Here is a 16,616-nt window from a genome sequence, read left to right as displayed (position 1 = left end):
CCATTTTCAGAAATGACATCACGAGTCCATAGAAAAAAGGATGATCATCGATCACCCTCTTTCTCTAGTTTTATTAAGATTTCCCAAGAACCCACTTACTCTTTTGGAACATTAGGGAAGCAATCGTAAATGTAATTGCGATAAATAAAATGGAGCTTCCAGCTACTAATAAGATACTATTTAAATCATAAATGCCATAGATTAATTGCTTAATAAGGGCGTAAATATTCATAAATGGAATAATAAAGTGATAAGGTTGAAATTCATTTGGTGTGATACCAATTAAAAGAAAGTATGGAATCATAGATACCATCATTACAGGTGATACATAGTTTTGTGCTTCCTTCATCGTATTTGCTGCCATGCTAAGGACCATCTGTAATGCGGAAACTAGAAAAGCAAATACAATTATACCTACAGCTAAACTACTTATAAATGCAGTGATATGCTGGTCAAGCTGAAGAGCTTCTTTCATATTAGACGTAAATAATTGAACAAAAGCTACTAAAGTTAGTACAGAAAAAATGCCACTAATCATTCCAAGAGTTGCAATCGTAAACCATTTTCCTACTAAAATATGAATTCTCTTCACAGGAGTCATCATTAATGCCTCCATTGTTTTTCTTTCCTTTTCACCGGCGAATAAGTCACTTGATGCCGGTAGTCCTCCCATTAAAACACCTAAAACAATAACAAGCTGTGCCATGATAGAAATCATATATTTAGACATTGTATCTTTTTCACCTGTAACTGATTGCTGTTTAAAGGTGAAGGGTTCCATAATCGAACTGCTTACATTTGCTTCCCCCAGTTTCTCTATAATTTGTTCATTCTTCTTGGAAGAAAGTAAACCTAGAATCATATCAGTAGCCGAGCTTCCTTTACTACTTGTCGGTTCGCTATAAACAGTAATGTCTGGTACTTGATTTGCTCCTTCTTTTACATCAATGGCAATTAATGCCTTACCTTCTTTCACCTCATGTAGGGGATCATCAGATAAGTTAATATCCAACTGTTTGATACCTTTAAACCAATTAATAATTTCTGTATCTGTATGTTCATTGATCGATACAGATATGCTATCCCCTTCCTTATCAGACTGAATATAATTATCGATAAAAAACACAATACCGATATTAAACAAAATAGGGATAATAATGCTTAGGAAGATTGTTTTTCGATCACGAAAGGCATCCTTCAACTCTTTCAGATAAACATTCCAAATCATACCGTTTCACCTCTCACTATACGTGACATAAAGATATAATTTAAATTCTCGGTTTCTTCTTGTTGATACAGCTCCTGAAGGGAACCATGATAGATCAAATTTCCCTTATGAATCATAACAATGGTCTGACATAGCTGTTCAACCTCTTCCATAATATGACTAGAGAATACGATGGTCTTTCCCTCTTTACGCAAGTGATGAATAAGCTCTCGAAACATATTTGCAGAAGTAATATCTAAACCTGTAGTCGGCTCATCTAAAAGAATCACATCTGGATTATGAATCAGTGTCCGAGCAATCGCTACCTTTTGACGCATTCCTTTAGAAAACCCCCCTACTTTTCGGTCAAGATATTCCTTCATTCCAAACCGTTTCGCAAGATTTTCAATTCGCACATTTGATTCATGTTTGCTTAAGCCATATAGTTTGGCAAAATATTGGAGATTTTCCTTCGCGGTTAACCGGTCGTACAATCCTGTTTCACTACCGAAAAGAACCCCGATTTTCCTTTTTATTTCCATCGTTTGCTGACTAGTATTTTTTCCATCTATAATAATTTCTCCTTTTGTAGGTTCTAAAATAGTCGCGATCATCCGTAATAATGTTGTTTTTCCTGCCCCATTTTCACCGAGTAAACCAACAACCTCACCCGTTGGGATTGTAAAACTTACATTTTGAACAGCATGAATTTCCTGCTTTTTTTCCTTAAATGTTCGGGAAACATTATTTATTTCAATCATTCGATATCCCTCCAGCCCTTTTGATATGTTAATCATACTCGATAACCATTTTCCCGACTTCAAAAATGTCGCAAAACGTCTTTTTCATGTCATGAATAGGTCAAATTTCATGATGAATCTGGTACAATATAAATATTATTATTGGTAAAGAGTGGGGTATATGATAAAGATTGGCTTAGTGGATGATCAAGCATATGATTTAGAAAAACTACAAACGATTTTGGAAAAAGAAGAGGAGATTAAAATTGTCTTCGCTACGAATAATTCCGAACATGCCTACTCATTACTGAAAACAACAGAGATTGATCTTCTCATTACTGACATTGAAATGCCAAAATTATCCGGTTATGAATTAGCAGACTTTGTACATACGAATGCCTTAAATATTCGTATTATCTTTGTAACAGGATATAGTGCATATGCCGTACATGCCTTCGAGTTGAATGTATTGGATTATATTTTAAAGCCCTACTCTAAAGAGCGGTTATTAAAAGGCATTCATCGATTCAATCACGTCAATGCAGAGAAGTTAGAAACAGATAAAATGATGTTAAAGTATAAATCTGATATACATATGATCGAAAAGCAGGAGATTATTTTTATTGAACGAACAGGTCGATCAACAACAATCGTCACAAAAATAGGAGAATTCCAAACCTATCAAACTTTAGGGGAATTAGAATCAAAGTTAACAAACAAAAGCTTTATTCGGGGACACCGTGGTTTTATTATTAATATACAATATATCAAAAACTTTTCTCTTTACACGAAACAGTCTTATATTGTCCATTTCCATCACACTGAAAAAACAGCCATGATGACGAAAGTGAATGTAGAACAATTACAAAAAAATTATTACTAAAACCTTTCTCAAAAACTGGCTAGTGACTTTACATATCAAGTTGCAAAAGGAGCTACCGTGTTGAAAACCAACCTGCTTCATTTATTATATTTTAGTATGAATAGTATTCTAGTAGCCTTATTGTTTATTATAAAATCCCATAACTCAGCTATTATTTCTATTATATTTTTACTAGTATCTGTTTTCATCTTCGGCTATTTTAAAAGAAAAATGACGATTAGTAATGATCTATCCCTTCTTATTCTTTGCTGCTTCATCTTTTTCCAAGGACTTATGATCGCAAGTATACTTGCGACGAAACAGATTACTAGCGTAATCTTCCTACTCGCAGGAATGAATCTTATGTATTATCTAATCAATTATCTTAGCTTAAACAGTTATCTATATCAAAGGAGAATTGATGCGATTCAAGAGGAAATAAAACATTTCAATCAATCGGTGCAGCACTTACGTATACAGCGTCATGATTTTTTAAAGCATGTCAATGCCTTGGATTATATGTTTGAAAGTAAAGAATATGATCAAGCACATCAATATATGAAATCCTTGGTACAGGATTATCAAACAGTCAATGGCACAATACAAGGGGAATCGAGCCACATGACTGCTGTTCTTTTAAAAGCTGTCGCACGGTCTCATTACGATAAAATCAAGTTGAATTTACACTCGAATCAACCAATATCCCATATCCCGTTACCACCAGTCGACCAAGTTAATTTAATATCTAATTTACTAGACAATGCACTAGATGCAGCTGCAATTAGTAAGGAAAAAAAGATTATTTGCTCAACCAGAAAACAAAAAGGGTTCTTTATTTTCGAAATCAAGAATTCAACAACAGAATTGCCAAACGAAATTGCCGATCATTTATTTCAACGATTCAATCAAACGACTAAAGCTGGGAATCATGAGGGACTGGGGACATTCATTATTTATGACATTATTAAGCGTTATAATGGAAATATCAGCTATTCCTATAATGGCAATGAAATGGCTATTAAAGTTAAGTTTCCGATTGTTGAGGAATATCTTCAAACGATACAAAGGGGATGTCATAATACTTCAGACATCCCCTTTATCTGCTTGCATATCATGCACTGGCTGGTGTTTTCATGTTCTTATCCTTTTGTTTAGTTAAGAATTGTAGAACAATCATCCCAACAAAAATACAGAGACCAATAATATCAGAAATACCTTCAGGATAGATTAACAATAATCCCCCTGCAAGTGATAAAAGTCTTTCAATAATATTTAGCTTTCGATACCAAAATCCAATGAAGCATCCACCAATAGCAATCATTCCACAGAAAGCAGTAATAATTACCCAAACTAAGTTAAAAAAGGTCGTATCAATCATTAATAGTTCCGGTGAAAATACAAACATATATGGGATAATAAATGCCGCTATTGCAAGCTTTGATGAATTTATTCCCGTTCGTATCGGTTCCCCACCAGATATCCCAGAAGCAGCGAAGGCTGCAAGAGCAACAGGCGGAGTGATATCAGCGACAATCCCGAAATAAAACACAAACATATGCGCTGCTAATTCAGGTACTTGCAAAGCGATAATCGCTGGTGCAGCAATGGTTGATGTTATTACATAGTTTGCCGTTGTCGGAGAACCCATTCCTAAAATTAATGATGTAATCATAGTAAAAATTAGTGTCAGTAATAATTTTTCGTCTGCTAAATCAACAAGACCATTTGCTAATTTTAAGCCTAATCCTGTTTTCGTTACAACTCCTACGATTATACCTGCACAAGCGGTAGCTGCTGCAACAGATAATGCTGATTTTGCTCCTTCTGCTAAAGCAATAATAGCATCTTTAACACCGATTCGAGTATCTTTACGAATCGCACTCACTACAACAGTTGAAACTATGGACCATAATGCCGCTCTCATAATACTCATACCACTAAATAGTAGTACGACTACTACTAATATTGGAATTAATAAATATATTTTTTTCAATACTTCTTTACGATCAGGCATTTCCTCATCTGAAAGTCCTTTCAAACCTGTACGTTTTGCTTCCAAATGAGTCATAATCCAAATCCCTGCAAAGTAAAGTATTGCTGGTATAGCAGCCGCTTTTGCTATTGTCCAATATGTCATTCCCGGGATAAAGTCAACCATTAAAAAGGCAGCAGCCCCCATAATCGGTGGCATGATTTGTCCTCCTGTTGAAGCTGCTGCCTCAACTGCACCGGCAAATTCCTTACGGTAGCCCAATTTTTTCATCATTGGAATCGTAAACGATCCTGATGTTACTACATTAGATACAGAACTCCCACTAATTGTTCCTTGGAGTGCACTAGAAAATACTGCAACCTTCGCTGGACCCCCGATTCTTTTTCCAGCAATGGAGCACGCCAAGTCATTGAAATATTGCCCAACTCCTGTTCTAATGAGAAATGCACCGAACAGAAGGAATAAGAAAATATAGGTTCCGGAAACCTTTAATGGGGTGCCAAATATCCCTTCAGTTGTAAAGAACATCGTCTGCACCATGGACTCGAGATCTAATCCACGATGGATAAAGAATCCTGGCATATACGGTCCGAAATAAGCATAGGCCAAAAAAACTAGGGCAATAATCATAATCGGCAATCCTACTGCTCTTCTCGTTGCCTCTAATACTAAAAGTATCCCTAATAGTCCCACTGTAAAATCAAGGGTTGTCATAACCCCGATTCGGTTTACGATCGTATCGAACATTAGAGGTAGGTATGCACCAACGCCTACTGAAAGAATAGACAAAATTAAATCATACCATGCAACACTAAATTTCTTTTTCGTTTTTTTCCGCGCGGGGAAGAGTAAGAAAATAAGTGCTAAAGCAAATCCAAGGTGGATGGATAATAGCTTTTGGATTGGCAATACCTGAAACAGTGAAAAATAGACTTGAAAGATTGAAAAAGCGATTAGTCCAATGAACACAATCCACTTAAATACACCTTTCAATTTTCTTGTATTTGATTCTGGATCAAATTGTTCTAAAAGTTTCTGTTGTTCTTCTTCAGAAATCGTCTTTAGTTGTTCCTTTTCCAACGATGTTCACTCCTTTCAATAGTTGAAGCAGTGATAGCTTCTTAACCTCAATCGTTATGATGGTTCCTGGTTTAATAAAATTTTTAAAAGGATAGATTTTATTTTTGTATATGAGGCGATGATTAGCGACAACCTGCCCCGTACTTAAATGAAATTTCCGAAAATCCCTTTTCATATTTTTTATATAATAATGTCCATTTTTTTGAATAAAAACTTCTCCGTCTTCGGCCTCAGAAGGCATCCCAATAGATGTATCATCATACATTAATTCATATTGCCTGATGTCATTATTTTTTAAGATCTTATACGATTCTTTTACCTCTGAGAGGTGAATGGAATGTGTATATTGAATCTGAAAAGTTTGCTCTTTTTGCACGGGCATAAAAGCGAGGATTTCCTTTGAATGCATTTTTTTACAAACAATGCTTTTCTTAAAAGGAACCATAAAGATCAATATGGTGAAAATTACTACGATAAACAAATAGAGATATTTTTTTCTGGCTAGCATAGCTACACCTTTTTCTTAGCTTGGAGATTTCGGATGCGAATAGGCTTGTCATCCACATTAATGAGGAAAGAGGCTGTCTAAAAACATGAGGTTTTCACCTCATTATCGACAACCCCACCTTTAACACACCAAAATTTGAGCGAAGGTTTAAATGGCTGACTCGTTTATATTTGAGTCAGCCCAAGTCCCTCAATTATTATTGAGAAATACCCTTTTCATCAAAATATTTCTTTGCACCTGGATGCAAATCGATACTCATTCCATTTAAAGCACTCTCTGCTTTAATAAATTGAGCTTTGGAATGTTTAATCTTATCGGTATTTTCATAGATTGCTTTTGTAACTTTGTATACAACATCTTCTGGTAGATCCTCTCGTACAACTAGCATAGATAAAACAGCGATTGTAGGAACAGCTTCTTTAATTTTATACGTATCAGCTGGAACCTCATCTTTAATGTAGAAAGGATATTTTTTAATTAAGGCATCTGCTTTGTCTGCATCGATTGGAACAATACTAACTGTATCTGTAGCAGACAAGCCCTCAACTGCACTTGTTGGAGTCCCCGCTGTAATAAATGCAGCATCAATCGAACCATCTTGAATGCCTGCTGTAGAATCATCAAATGAAAGATCACGAACTTTAATATCATCAAATGACATGCCATATGCTTCTAAAATCTGCTCTGCATTAGCTCTTGTACCCGATCCAGCCGCACCAACTGAAACCACTTTTCCTTTTAAATCTTCAACCGATTTAATATCTGATTTTGTTGTAACAATTTGAATGGTTTCTGGATAGAGTGTTCCTAACCCTTTAAGTGAATCAATCTTTTTGCCATCAAACATTAATTCACCTTTTGTTGCATAGCTTACAATATCTGTTTGAGTGAATGCGATATCTGCTTTATTATCCTTTAAAATTGCCATATTTTCAGACGATGCTCCAGATGTAATAACATCCGCATTTATTCCTGTCTCATCTTTAATAATTTTCCCCATCATCCCACCAAGTGGATAATATGTACCCCCTGTTCCACCGGTTGCAATGGTTAATAGTTTTACTTTACTATCCCCTTTAGCATCACCAGAAGATTTCTTCTCGCCACCACATGCAGCTAGAATCATAGATAATGAGAGCATGATTACCGCGCCGAGAAAAAGGCTTCTTCTCTTCATAAAATTTCCCCCTTTAGTTATTTTTTTCTATCAAGGTTATTTTATCAAAGGAGTCCTAATTGTCAAATAAATTTAAAAATTGAAACCGTAACCAGAGTTCAAAGTGTACCATTTTAAATATATTATAAATATTCAAATATATGATCATAAAAACAAAGGCACCCTACAAATATAGAGTGCCTTTGTTTATTCGACTTTTCTAATCCTAAATAATTGATAGATGTGTAAAACAACAACCTTCAATACTGCATAGGTCGGTATAATTAAAATCATCCCTAGCACACCTGCAAGATTCCCCCCGACAAGGATGAGTAAAATAATGGTTAATGGATGAACATTTAATGTTTTTCCCATGACCTGTGGCGATACCAAATTACTTTCAATTTGTTGAGCGACAAACATGATGATAACGACATAAAGTGCCATAATCGGATTCTGGAAAAAAGCGACGATAATAGCGGGCGTCGCGGCAATAAATGGTCCAAGGAATGGGATGACATTGGTTGCCATACCAAAGAGTGCTAGAATCAGCGCATAATCCAAACCAATAATTAAATAACCAATTAATAAAAGAATCCCAACAACAGAGCTGACAATTAATTGACCTTGGATATAACCTCCAAGTGCTTTGTCCATATCATGTAGAACGGAACGAATTTCTTTTTCCTTTGATTTAGGGAAAAAGCGTGTCACATTTGGTACAAACCGATCCCGATCATTTAACATATAGAATAGGATAAATGGAACAATGACTAGCGAGAAAATAAATCCAAAGACATTTCCTAAAACTTTGGCCACCGCTCCCCCTGTTGCCAATGCATTTGTTTGCAATTTAGTAGTTAAATTTGCAATGATATCCTTTGCAAATTGAGGGATATATTCTTGATTTTTTTGCCAATAAGTAAAAGCATCCTGTGCGGCTTTTACCATATCTGGTACATTTTCTATTAACCGCTTAAACTGATCTTGTAATAACGGACCAATTAATTCAATCACCGCAATGACGATTCCAATCAAAATCACAAATATCAGCATAATAGCTAGTTTTCTTGGAATCCTCCATCCTTCTAGCAGCCTAACAACAGGTCTCGCCAAATAGTATAAAATTCCCGAAATTAAAAACGGAATAAACAGGGTCTGAATAAAGATAACCAATGGAGTGAAGACAAAACTCACTTGATTTAATAGCCAAATGATAATTAAAACAATAATTATCCCTATCCCTAAGTTAAAAAATTTCTTTTTTATTTTAAACACCTCTACTATTTACTTTTATTTACTATGATAATGAATTTTCCCATAAGTTAAAAGGAATTTCCCCGACGTTTTAAAAAATTTTCACCAAAATAAATAAGGACTGTCTAAAAAGCAAAGGGGGCAGACCCCACAACACAGTATATAGAATGAATTTATTCAAAATCACTCTATATAATAGTTCATCGTGAGGGATCAGACCCCTTATTAGACAGCCCCTTGCCCGTACATATTAGATAAGATTATTTTTTTTCATTTGAGTCGTCATCCATGATTCCGCTCATACCTTTTTTAAATTCTCTTAATGTTTGACCTGCAGCTTTACCTAACTGAGGAAGTTTTGACGGACCAAAAATCAATAGGGCAATGACAATAATAAGAAGAATTTCTCCGAATCCTAAGTTACCCATTTGTTCATCTCCTAAGTATTTAAACTAGATTTATACGATCTTTCAATTTAATCATTATGCCTACGGCTATTTTAAGCCTATTACTTTTGAAATTCAAGTTACTAAAATGGACAAATGATGACGTTTTTTACAGAAAATGTTGTTTATTCTGCTATAAAAGAACGACGAAAAAAAAGAAAAAAATTCTTCTTTACAACTTTTTTTGATGGGAGTAATATTTCAATATAAAAAAATGAATATCTTTTATCGCTTAATTCGAAAGAAGCGGGGGAACCATGATTGTGGCTATTAGTCACTTGGGGTGAATCCTTTTTTTAAAGGTAGGGTTACTCTCATACCCGAATCCGACAGCTAACCTCGTAAGCGTTGCGAGAGAGGAGTGTTTATGTGATCGAATCATCGACCACAGAGGACTGCATCCCTCTGTGGTTTTTTGCTGTGCAATTTTAAATAATCAAGACATCAAACAGACTTACATTAAGGAGACTTTATTTATGTACAGTTCATTTAAACGCTTATTAATTGGAAGGCCATTAAAAACACATGAACTTGGCGAACAAAAGCTAACAAAACTTAAAGCATTAGCTATTCTTTCATCTGATGCCTTATCTTCTGTTGCCTATGGTACAGAACAGATTTTAATCGTTTTAGCGACGATTAGTACATTAGCCTTCTGGTATACGATCCCGATAGCGATCGGCGTTTTATTTCTTTTAGCAGCACTTACCTTATCTTATCGTCAAATTATTTTCTCTTACCCTCAGGGTGGAGGTGCTTATATTGTCTCTAAGGAAAATCTCGGTATCAATCCTGGTTTAATTGCGGGAGGTTCTTTATTAGTTGATTATATACTAACCGTGGCTGTTAGTATTTCAGCAGGAACCGATGCCATCACATCAGCGTTTCCTATCTTGCACGAGCATAATGTGTTTATTGCCGTCATGCTTGTCATTTTTATTACAATATTAAATTTACGTGGTTTAACTGAATCTGCAGCAGTTTTAGCCTATCCTATCTATTTATTTGTTTTTGCTTTAGTGATGCTGATTTTTGTAGGGATGTTTAAAATTGCAACAGGGCAAGTGTCACCACAATTGCATACATCCATTGGGACACCGGTAGCAGGAATTTCTTTATTCCTATTACTACGCGCCTTTTCATCAGGCTGCTCAGCTTTGACTGGTGTAGAAGCGATTTCGAATGCTGTCCCAAATTTTAAAGCACCGGCTGCAAAAAATGCTGCTGCAACATTAGCCTTAATGGGATTTATTCTTGCTGTTCTATTCTCGGGAATTACTTTTTTAACCTATTGGTTTGGAATTGCTCCTAAAGGAAATGAAACGGTGATTTCTCAAATTGCAGCACAAACATTCGGACGAAATTTCCTTTATTTCTTTGTACAAGGAACTACTGCATTAATATTAGTACTTGCTGCTAATACAGGTTTCTCGGCATTTCCTATGTTAGCTTACAGTTTATCCAGGGATAAGTATATGCCAAGAATGTTCTCGATTAGAGGGGATCGTTTGGGATACTCAAATGGAATCATTTTTTTAAGCATTGCTTCTATTTTGCTCATCATAGCATTTAAAGGAAAAACAGAGCATTTAATTCCCTTATATGCAGTAGGCGTTTTTATTCCATTTACCCTTTCTCAAACAGGTATGAGTATGAAATGGTTAAGAGAAAAACCGAAAGGATGGATTGGTAAACTTGCTATTAATTTAATAGGGGCACTTATTTCATTTCTTGTACTAGCGATTCTTTTTGTAACTAAATTCCATCAGGTTTGGTTTGTCATTATCTTCCTACCTATTGTTGTATATACGTTTTATCAGATAAAAAAACATTACTCAGCGGTTGGAGAACAGCTACGTTTATCAAAGCATATAGAGGAAGAAATTAAGGGAAACATTTTTATAGTGCCTGTTGCGGGAATAACAACGGTTGTGGATCGCTCGATTAATTATGCAAAATCTTTATCTGATCAAGTAATTGCTGTATATGTTGCCTTCGATAAGGAAGATGAAAAAAAGATGGAGCTACAATGGGCTGAATTAAATAATGGGGTTCGCCTTGTGACACTTTATTCATCCTATCGGAGTATACTTCATCCTTTGTGTAAATTTTTAGAAACGATACAAGCCAAAGCAACAGAAAAGCATTATATGGTGACTGTATTAGTCCCACAATTCATCCCTAAAAAAAGATGGCACACTATTTTACACAATCAATCAGCTCTATTGATAAGAGCCAGATTGCTGTGGCAAAAGGACATTGTTGTTTCAACATTGCCGTATAAATTTAAAAAATAGAAGCCAAAATATCGTTTCAAAAAATTTACCATTGATTTATTATAAAATTATTTTATAATAGTAAATTATGAACTAAATAAAAAAATCCTCATCAAACCGATGGGGTAGAGGTCGCGGTTATTAAGAGTAAGACGGACGAGATCCAGAGAGATTGATAACTCCATCTGAAAGGAATAACTGCCGAAGCTTGTACACATCTCTGTGTGTATCGGCTGGGGCTGTATCCAAATAGGAGCAGAACTGTCACGTTTATTGATTCCAAATGAACGTGTTGTGCTATCTTCGGAAGGTATGATGCGGGGTGTTTACAATGCCGCGAAATCTTTTTCGTGGCATTTTTGTTTATTCCCCACCCTTCCAATAATCAATTAAGCGACCACCTCTTAAGGTCCGACGCTTATTATGAAAAGGGAGTGTATTTCTACATGGATAATCAACAAGAACCTCAACTAAAACGCAAATTAAAATCCCGACATCTATCGATGATTTCACTTGGAGGTACTATTGGTACCGGTCTCTTCTTGGCTAGTGGTGGAGCGATCCATACAGCAGGCCCAGGTGGAGTAATCGTCGCATATCTATTAATCGGAATCATGGTTTATTTTCTAATGACCAGTCTTGCAGAGATGGCTGCCTTTATGCCTGTATCTGGAACATTCAGTACGTATGCATCAAGATTTGTTGATCCCTCTTTGGGGTTTGCTCTTGGATGGAATTACTGGTATAACTGGGCGATTACAATTGCCGCAGAATTATCAGCAGTCACTATAATTATGAAGTTCTGGTTTCCACATACTCCTTCTTTAATTTGGAGTAGTATTTGCTTAGTCATTATGTTTCTCTTAAATTATTTATCTGTTAAAGGATTTGGTGAAGCTGAATTTTGGTTTTCCCTCATTAAAGTCATAACTGTTATGGTATTTATTATTACAGGTTTTTTAATGATCTTCGGCATTATGGGTGGCGAACCTGTAGGTTTTAAGAACTTCACTGTTGGTGATGCCCCATTCCATGGCGGATTCATGTCCATGCTTGGAATATTTATGGCTGCAGGATTCTCATTTCAAGGTACAGAACTTCTTGGAGTAGCTGCAGGTGAAAGCGATGATCCAGAGAAAAGTATTCCAAAAGCTGTTCGACAAGTATTCTGGCGTATTCTTTTATTTTATATATTAGCTATCTTAGTAATCGGTCTTCTTATCCCTTATACTGACAAAAATTTAGCGATGGAAGATGTTGCAATGAGCCCTTTTACTATTATTTTTGATAAAGCTGGAATTGCCTTTGCAGCATCAGTAATGAATGCAATCATTCTGACAGCTGTATTATCTGCAGGAAATTCAGGGATGTATGCATCTACTCGTATGTTATGGGATTTAGCACGGGATGGGAAAGCACCAAAGTTTTTAGCAAAATTGAATAAAAACGGAGTACCAGTTAATGCATTAATCGTAACATCTTTAGTTGGAACAATTGCCTTTCTGGCCTCATTTTTTGGTGATGGTGTTGTGTATGTTTGGTTGCTCAACGCTTCCGGAATGTCAGGGTTTATTGCATGGCTGGGCATCGCGATTAGTCACTATCGATTTAGAAAAGCTTATGTGGCACAAGGTCGTGATTTAAATGACTTACCTTATCGATCAAGGCTATTTCCATTCGGACCAATCTTCGCCTTTATCCTATGTGCAATTGTTATATTAGGACAAAATTACTCATCATTTTTAGGTGGGCATATTGATTGGACAAGTATTTTAATTTCTTATATCGGTTTACCACTATTTATCATCGTTTGGTTAAGCTATAAGTTCATTAAAAAAACAAAAATCGTACCTCTTGAGGAATGTGATTTTAGTACAAATAAAAATTACTAATATTGACCGTCTCTGACGGTCTTTTTTTATACCGGTACATGGAAGATCCATAGAAAAAGAAAAGCAGTTATAACGGAAAGAGCATAAACAAGCAACGGTTTAAGCATATGCAATCTCATAAATGTATACATAACGAAATAAAATGGAAGCTCCATCCAAAATCCCCATCCATGGTCAAATTCAATCTCATTAAAGTAAATAAATAAACCTTCAATTAGCATGGAGCCTATAACCCACTTACTTAAAAAAATAAACTTTTTTATTTTCCTTACCCCCTCTGGATAACGGGATAAGTACAATAAGGATAATAATGGTAGGAGAACTAGGACATTAAATAATTCTATTTCTTTTTCAGATAGAAAAGGGGAATGATATTTCCAAAGCCAATAGTCCCTACATAATACAATATAAGTTAAATTACAAGTAATTACATATAATAACGTTGTGTGATAGTCTCTCCAATTTTTTAGATACCCTTTCCAAATCAATATAATCAACAATAAAACTGTCACTGTGATGCTCATTTAATTACTCCCATCTAGTCTCTTGCCTATGATTATTTTTTCCAAGCCGGAAGTTTCTATCCACTAATTATTTGCGGTTGAACGGATAAAAAATGCCGAATATCAAAAAATAAAAATGAAAGAGGTGATTACAAATGAAGGAACGGAACACAAAACTAACTAGTCCCGAAATAGGAGCTCTTTGGGGAACTTATATGAATAATACAATGGCTTGGTGCCTTATTACTTATTTTCTTCATCATATTAAAGATAGTGAGATTGAAAAAATTCTACAAAAGTCACTGGATTTTACTAATATACGAATACAAAAAATTATAACTATATTTAACGAGGAAAATATCCCCATTCCAAACGGTTTTACAGAAAGGGATATTAACCTAAATACACCACCACTGTTTAATGATCCTTTTGCCTTAAGCTTTGTTTATAATATGGGAAGATTGGATATGATTTTTTACTCATTTGCCATTGTAAATACTGCAAGACATGATATCACTTCCTTCTTTTCAGCTGCATTATCTGAAGCTTCTATGCTATATGAAGATGCAGTAGTTTTACTATTATCAAAGGGATTATATGACCGTCCCCCAAATATTCCGTATCCTACAGAAGTTAAATACATAAAAAAAGAAACCTATATAAATGGGATATTTCATAAAAGAAGACCATTAAATGTTAATGAATTGACTGAAATCTTCTTTAATATCGAAAGAAACTACTTTTCTATTCTGTTATGTACGGGTTGCTTGCAAGTTGTTCGTGATAAGGAAGTAAAGGACTTTATAAAGAAAGGAAAGGAAAGGAAATTTCAACTAAACAAATTAAATTTTTTAATGATCTATTATTCAAGGAAGATTTACTTGGAATCACTACTGTAAATATGGAGGTAACAGACTCACAGAATTCCCCTTTTTCTGATAAATTAATAATGAATCTGTTCAATACTTTAAATGCACTGGATATTTCATTGCTCGGGCATTCATTATCCACTTCATTACGAACGGATTTAACCGTACAAATTAGTAAGATTATCGCTGAAATTCTGTCCTATACGAAGGATGGTTTTGACTTAATGGTAAATAGAGGCTGGTTAGAGGAACCTCCTGCAGCTCCTGATCGAAGAGCTCTTGAAAAAAATGAATAACGAAATAAGGAGGCTTCCATAGGAGCCTCCTTATTCATTAAAATTGAATTTTTTCTTCTAAAAAGCTTTTTAGTTCTGAAATTGGAAGACGAGTTTGTTCCATAGTATCCCGATCACGAACCGTTACCATATGATCTTCTTTTGAATCAAAGTCATAAGTAATACAGAATGGAGTACCAATTTCATCTTGTCGACGATAACGTTTTCCGATTGAACCAGTTTCGTCAAAGTCAACCATATAGTGTTTAGCTAAATCAGCGAAGATCTCCCTTGCTTCATCAGATAATTTTTTCGATAATGGTAGGATTGCTGCTTTATACGGTGCAAGTGCTGGGTGCAAATGCATAACTGTTCTCGACGTACCATCCTCTAATGCTTCTTCTTCATAGGCATTAATCATAAATGCTAGTGTTACACGGTCTGCTCCTAAAGATGGTTCAATACAATACGGAACATAGCGTTCATTTGTTTCTTGATCCAAATAGGTAAAATCTTCACCAGAAAATTGCATATGCTGTTTTAAATCGTAATCTGTTCTTGAAGCGATTCCCCATAGCTCTCCCCATCCAAATGGGAATTTGTATTCAAAGTCCGTTGTTGCATTACTATAATGTGATAGTTCTTCCTCAGAATGATCACGGAGACGAAGATTTTCTTCTTTTACTCCAAGTGATAATAACCAATTCTTCGCATATTCCTTCCAGTAATTAAACCACTCTAACTCTTCACCAGGTTTACAGAAAAATTCTAATTCCATTTGTTCAAATTCACGGGTACGGAAGGTGAAGTTTCCTGGAGTAATTTCATTACGGAAGCTTTTACCGATTTGGGCAATACCAAATGGTAATTTCTTACGCATCGTACGTTGAACATTTTTAAAGTTTACGAATATCCCTTGTGCTGTTTCCGGACGAAGGAAAATTTCGTTTGTGCTCGTTTCAGTTACACCTTGGAACGTTTTGAACATTAAATTAAATTGACGAATCCCTGTAAAATCTTTACTACCACAATCTGGACAAGCAATATCATATTCCTTCATAAGCTCTTCCATTTTTTCAAACGGGAGCCCATCAACAATAATTTCTGTCCCTTTTGCTTCTGCTGCATTTTCAATTAATTTATCTGCACGATGTCTCGCTTTACAATTTTTACAATCGATCATCGGATCATTAAAGTTACCAATATGGCCAGATGCTTCCCATGTTCTTGGGTTCATTAAAATAGCTGAATCAAGACCTACATTATAAGGGGATTCTTGAATAAACTTTTTAGTCCAAGCCTTTTTAATATTATTCTTCAACTCTGTACCAAGTGGACCATAATCCCATGTATTTGCAAGACCTCCATAAATCTCTGATCCAGGAAATACAAATCCACGGTGCTTCGCATGTGATACAATTTGTTCCATAGTTACTGCCATAGTTATTCTCTCCTTTTCGTAAAAATCAAAAAGCTCTCGTTCCCAGGCTCGTTTAAGCCTGGGGACGAGAGCTATACTCACGCGGTTCCACCCCAGTTGATGTGTAAATAT

At 35.4% G+C, this 16,616-nt stretch carries 15 protein-coding genes and 2 riboswitches; of the genes, 6 read left to right on the top strand and 9 right to left on the bottom strand.

Features of this window, described 5'->3' with window-relative positions; genetic code table 11:
- Positions 1 to 73: 73 nt before the first annotated feature.
- Positions 74 to 1,228 (bottom strand): ABC transporter permease, encoded by a 1,155-nt coding sequence (locus MHI39_RS02175; RefSeq protein WP_259548696.1) that lies wholly within the window; start codon positions 1,226 to 1,228, stop codon positions 74 to 76.
- Positions 1,225 to 1,968 (bottom strand): ATP-binding cassette domain-containing protein, encoded by a 744-nt coding sequence (locus MHI39_RS02170; RefSeq protein WP_342540612.1) that lies wholly within the window; start codon positions 1,966 to 1,968, stop codon positions 1,225 to 1,227. The genes MHI39_RS02175 and MHI39_RS02170 overlap by 4 nt, the downstream gene beginning before the upstream one ends.
- 160 nt (positions 1,969 to 2,128) lie before the next feature.
- On the opposite strand from MHI39_RS02170, the gene MHI39_RS02165 reads away from it, so the two are divergent.
- Together MHI39_RS02165 and MHI39_RS02160 are read left to right on the top strand one after the other, a co-directional pair.
- Positions 2,129 to 2,830, top strand: a complete 702-nt coding sequence (locus MHI39_RS02165) for a LytTR family DNA-binding domain-containing protein (RefSeq protein ID WP_259548694.1) — start codon at positions 2,129 to 2,131, stop codon at positions 2,828 to 2,830.
- 60 nt (positions 2,831 to 2,890) lie between these two features.
- Positions 2,891 to 3,964, top strand: a complete 1,074-nt coding sequence (locus MHI39_RS02160) for a GHKL domain-containing protein (RefSeq protein WP_342540611.1) — start codon at positions 2,891 to 2,893, stop codon at positions 3,962 to 3,964.
- Here MHI39_RS02160 and MHI39_RS02155 read toward each other — a convergent pair.
- From MHI39_RS02155 to tatA, 5 genes are all read right to left on the bottom strand, one after another.
- Positions 3,921 to 5,882: a TRAP transporter permease gene (locus MHI39_RS02155; RefSeq protein ID WP_278892422.1), complete on the bottom strand. Its 1,962-nt coding sequence runs from the start codon at positions 5,880 to 5,882 to the stop codon at positions 3,921 to 3,923. The two genes, MHI39_RS02160 and MHI39_RS02155, sit on opposite strands and share 44 nt — an antisense overlap.
- The gene (locus tag MHI39_RS02150; RefSeq protein ID WP_278892423.1) at positions 5,851 to 6,390 is read right to left on the bottom strand and encodes a DUF1850 domain-containing protein; all 540 of its coding nucleotides are present in this window, start codon (positions 6,388 to 6,390) and stop codon (positions 5,851 to 5,853) included. Before MHI39_RS02150 ends, MHI39_RS02155 begins: the two co-directional genes overlap by 32 nt.
- A gap of 196 nt (positions 6,391 to 6,586) precedes the next feature.
- Positions 6,587 to 7,567, bottom strand: coding sequence for a TAXI family TRAP transporter solute-binding subunit (locus tag MHI39_RS02145; protein WP_278892424.1), 981 nt, complete (start codon positions 7,565 to 7,567; stop codon positions 6,587 to 6,589).
- A 186-nt stretch (positions 7,568 to 7,753) separates the two neighbouring features.
- Positions 7,754 to 8,824, bottom strand: coding sequence for an AI-2E family transporter (locus MHI39_RS02140; RefSeq protein WP_342540610.1), 1,071 nt, complete (start codon positions 8,822 to 8,824; stop codon positions 7,754 to 7,756).
- 239 nt (positions 8,825 to 9,063) lie between these two features.
- Positions 9,064 to 9,231, bottom strand: coding sequence for a twin-arginine translocase TatA/TatE family subunit (gene tatA, locus MHI39_RS02135; RefSeq protein WP_278892426.1), 168 nt, complete (start codon positions 9,229 to 9,231; stop codon positions 9,064 to 9,066).
- Positions 9,232 to 9,468: 237 nt separating this feature from the next.
- A riboswitch (cyclic di-AMP (ydaO/yuaA leader) is annotated at positions 9,469 to 9,613 on the top strand.
- A gap of 112 nt (positions 9,614 to 9,725) precedes the next feature.
- Between tatA and MHI39_RS02130 the strand changes: the two genes are divergently transcribed.
- Positions 9,726 to 11,546: an APC family permease gene (locus MHI39_RS02130; RefSeq protein ID WP_078110278.1), complete on the top strand. Its 1,821-nt coding sequence runs from the start codon at positions 9,726 to 9,728 to the stop codon at positions 11,544 to 11,546.
- 97 nt (positions 11,547 to 11,643) lie between these two features.
- Positions 11,644 to 11,833: riboswitch (Lysine riboswitch) on the top strand.
- Positions 11,834 to 11,971: 138 nt separating this feature from the next.
- Positions 11,972 to 13,417, top strand: a complete 1,446-nt coding sequence (locus MHI39_RS02125) for an amino acid permease (protein ID WP_180212814.1) — start codon at positions 11,972 to 11,974, stop codon at positions 13,415 to 13,417.
- Positions 13,418 to 13,443: 26 nt separating this feature from the next.
- On the opposite strand, the gene MHI39_RS02120 is transcribed toward MHI39_RS02125, so the two are convergent.
- On the bottom strand, positions 13,444 to 13,941 hold the full coding sequence (locus tag MHI39_RS02120) for a CBO0543 family protein (RefSeq protein ID WP_342540609.1): 498 nt from the start codon (positions 13,939 to 13,941) through the stop codon (positions 13,444 to 13,446).
- A gap of 134 nt (positions 13,942 to 14,075) precedes the next feature.
- Between MHI39_RS02120 and MHI39_RS02115 the strand changes: the two genes are divergently transcribed.
- Both MHI39_RS02115 and MHI39_RS02110 read left to right on the top strand, forming a co-directional pair.
- Positions 14,076 to 14,819 (top strand): DUF3231 family protein, encoded by a 744-nt coding sequence (locus MHI39_RS02115; RefSeq protein ID WP_342540608.1) that lies wholly within the window; start codon positions 14,076 to 14,078, stop codon positions 14,817 to 14,819.
- Positions 14,747 to 15,085 carry a DUF3231 family protein gene (locus MHI39_RS02110; RefSeq protein WP_342541409.1) on the top strand — a complete coding sequence of 113 codons (339 nt, stop codon included), beginning with the start codon at positions 14,747 to 14,749 and terminating at the stop codon, positions 15,083 to 15,085. The genes MHI39_RS02115 and MHI39_RS02110 overlap by 73 nt, the downstream gene beginning before the upstream one ends.
- Positions 15,086 to 15,122: 37 nt before the next feature.
- On the opposite strand, the gene MHI39_RS02105 is transcribed toward MHI39_RS02110, so the two are convergent.
- The gene (locus MHI39_RS02105) at positions 15,123 to 16,505 is read right to left on the bottom strand and encodes a glycine--tRNA ligase (protein ID WP_071977325.1); all 1,383 of its coding nucleotides are present in this window, start codon (positions 16,503 to 16,505) and stop codon (positions 15,123 to 15,125) included.
- Positions 16,506 to 16,616 lie beyond the last annotated feature (111 nt).

It is taken from the genome of Heyndrickxia sp. FSL K6-6286, assembly GCF_038630395.1.
GTDB lineage: Bacteria > Bacillota > Bacilli > Bacillales > Bacillaceae_C > Heyndrickxia > Heyndrickxia oleronia.
The sequence above is the reverse complement of the archived record's forward strand: the minus strand, read 5'-3'. Positions and strand labels throughout refer to the sequence as shown.

What these genes read in the sequence shown, in the direction of transcription:
- MHI39_RS02175 (WP_259548696.1), bottom strand. Translation starts at nt 1,228, where the DNA reads ATGATTTGGAATGTTTATCTGAAAGAGTTGAAGGATGCCTTTCGTGAT.
- MHI39_RS02170 (WP_342540612.1), bottom strand. Translation starts at nt 1,968, where the DNA reads ATGATTGAAATAAATAATGTTTCCCGAACATTTAAGGAAAAAAAGCAG.
- MHI39_RS02165 (WP_259548694.1), top strand. Translation starts at nt 2,129, where the DNA reads ATGATAAAGATTGGCTTAGTGGATGATCAAGCATATGATTTAGAAAAA.
- MHI39_RS02150 (WP_278892423.1), bottom strand. Translation starts at nt 6,390, where the DNA reads ATGCTAGCCAGAAAAAAATATCTCTATTTGTTTATCGTAGTAATTTTC.
- MHI39_RS02145 (WP_278892424.1), bottom strand. Translation starts at nt 7,567, where the DNA reads ATGAAGAGAAGAAGCCTTTTTCTCGGCGCGGTAATCATGCTCTCATTA.
- tatA (WP_278892426.1), bottom strand. Translation starts at nt 9,231, where the DNA reads ATGGGTAACTTAGGATTCGGAGAAATTCTTCTTATTATTGTCATTGCC.
- MHI39_RS02130 (WP_078110278.1), top strand. Translation starts at nt 9,726, where the DNA reads ATGTACAGTTCATTTAAACGCTTATTAATTGGAAGGCCATTAAAAACA.
- MHI39_RS02125 (WP_180212814.1), top strand. Translation starts at nt 11,972, where the DNA reads ATGGATAATCAACAAGAACCTCAACTAAAACGCAAATTAAAATCCCGA.
- MHI39_RS02120 (WP_342540609.1), bottom strand. Translation starts at nt 13,941, where the DNA reads ATGAGCATCACAGTGACAGTTTTATTGTTGATTATATTGATTTGGAAA.
- MHI39_RS02115 (WP_342540608.1), top strand. Translation starts at nt 14,076, where the DNA reads ATGAAGGAACGGAACACAAAACTAACTAGTCCCGAAATAGGAGCTCTT.
- MHI39_RS02105 (WP_071977325.1), bottom strand. Translation starts at nt 16,505, where the DNA reads ATGGCAGTAACTATGGAACAAATTGTATCACATGCGAAGCACCGTGGA.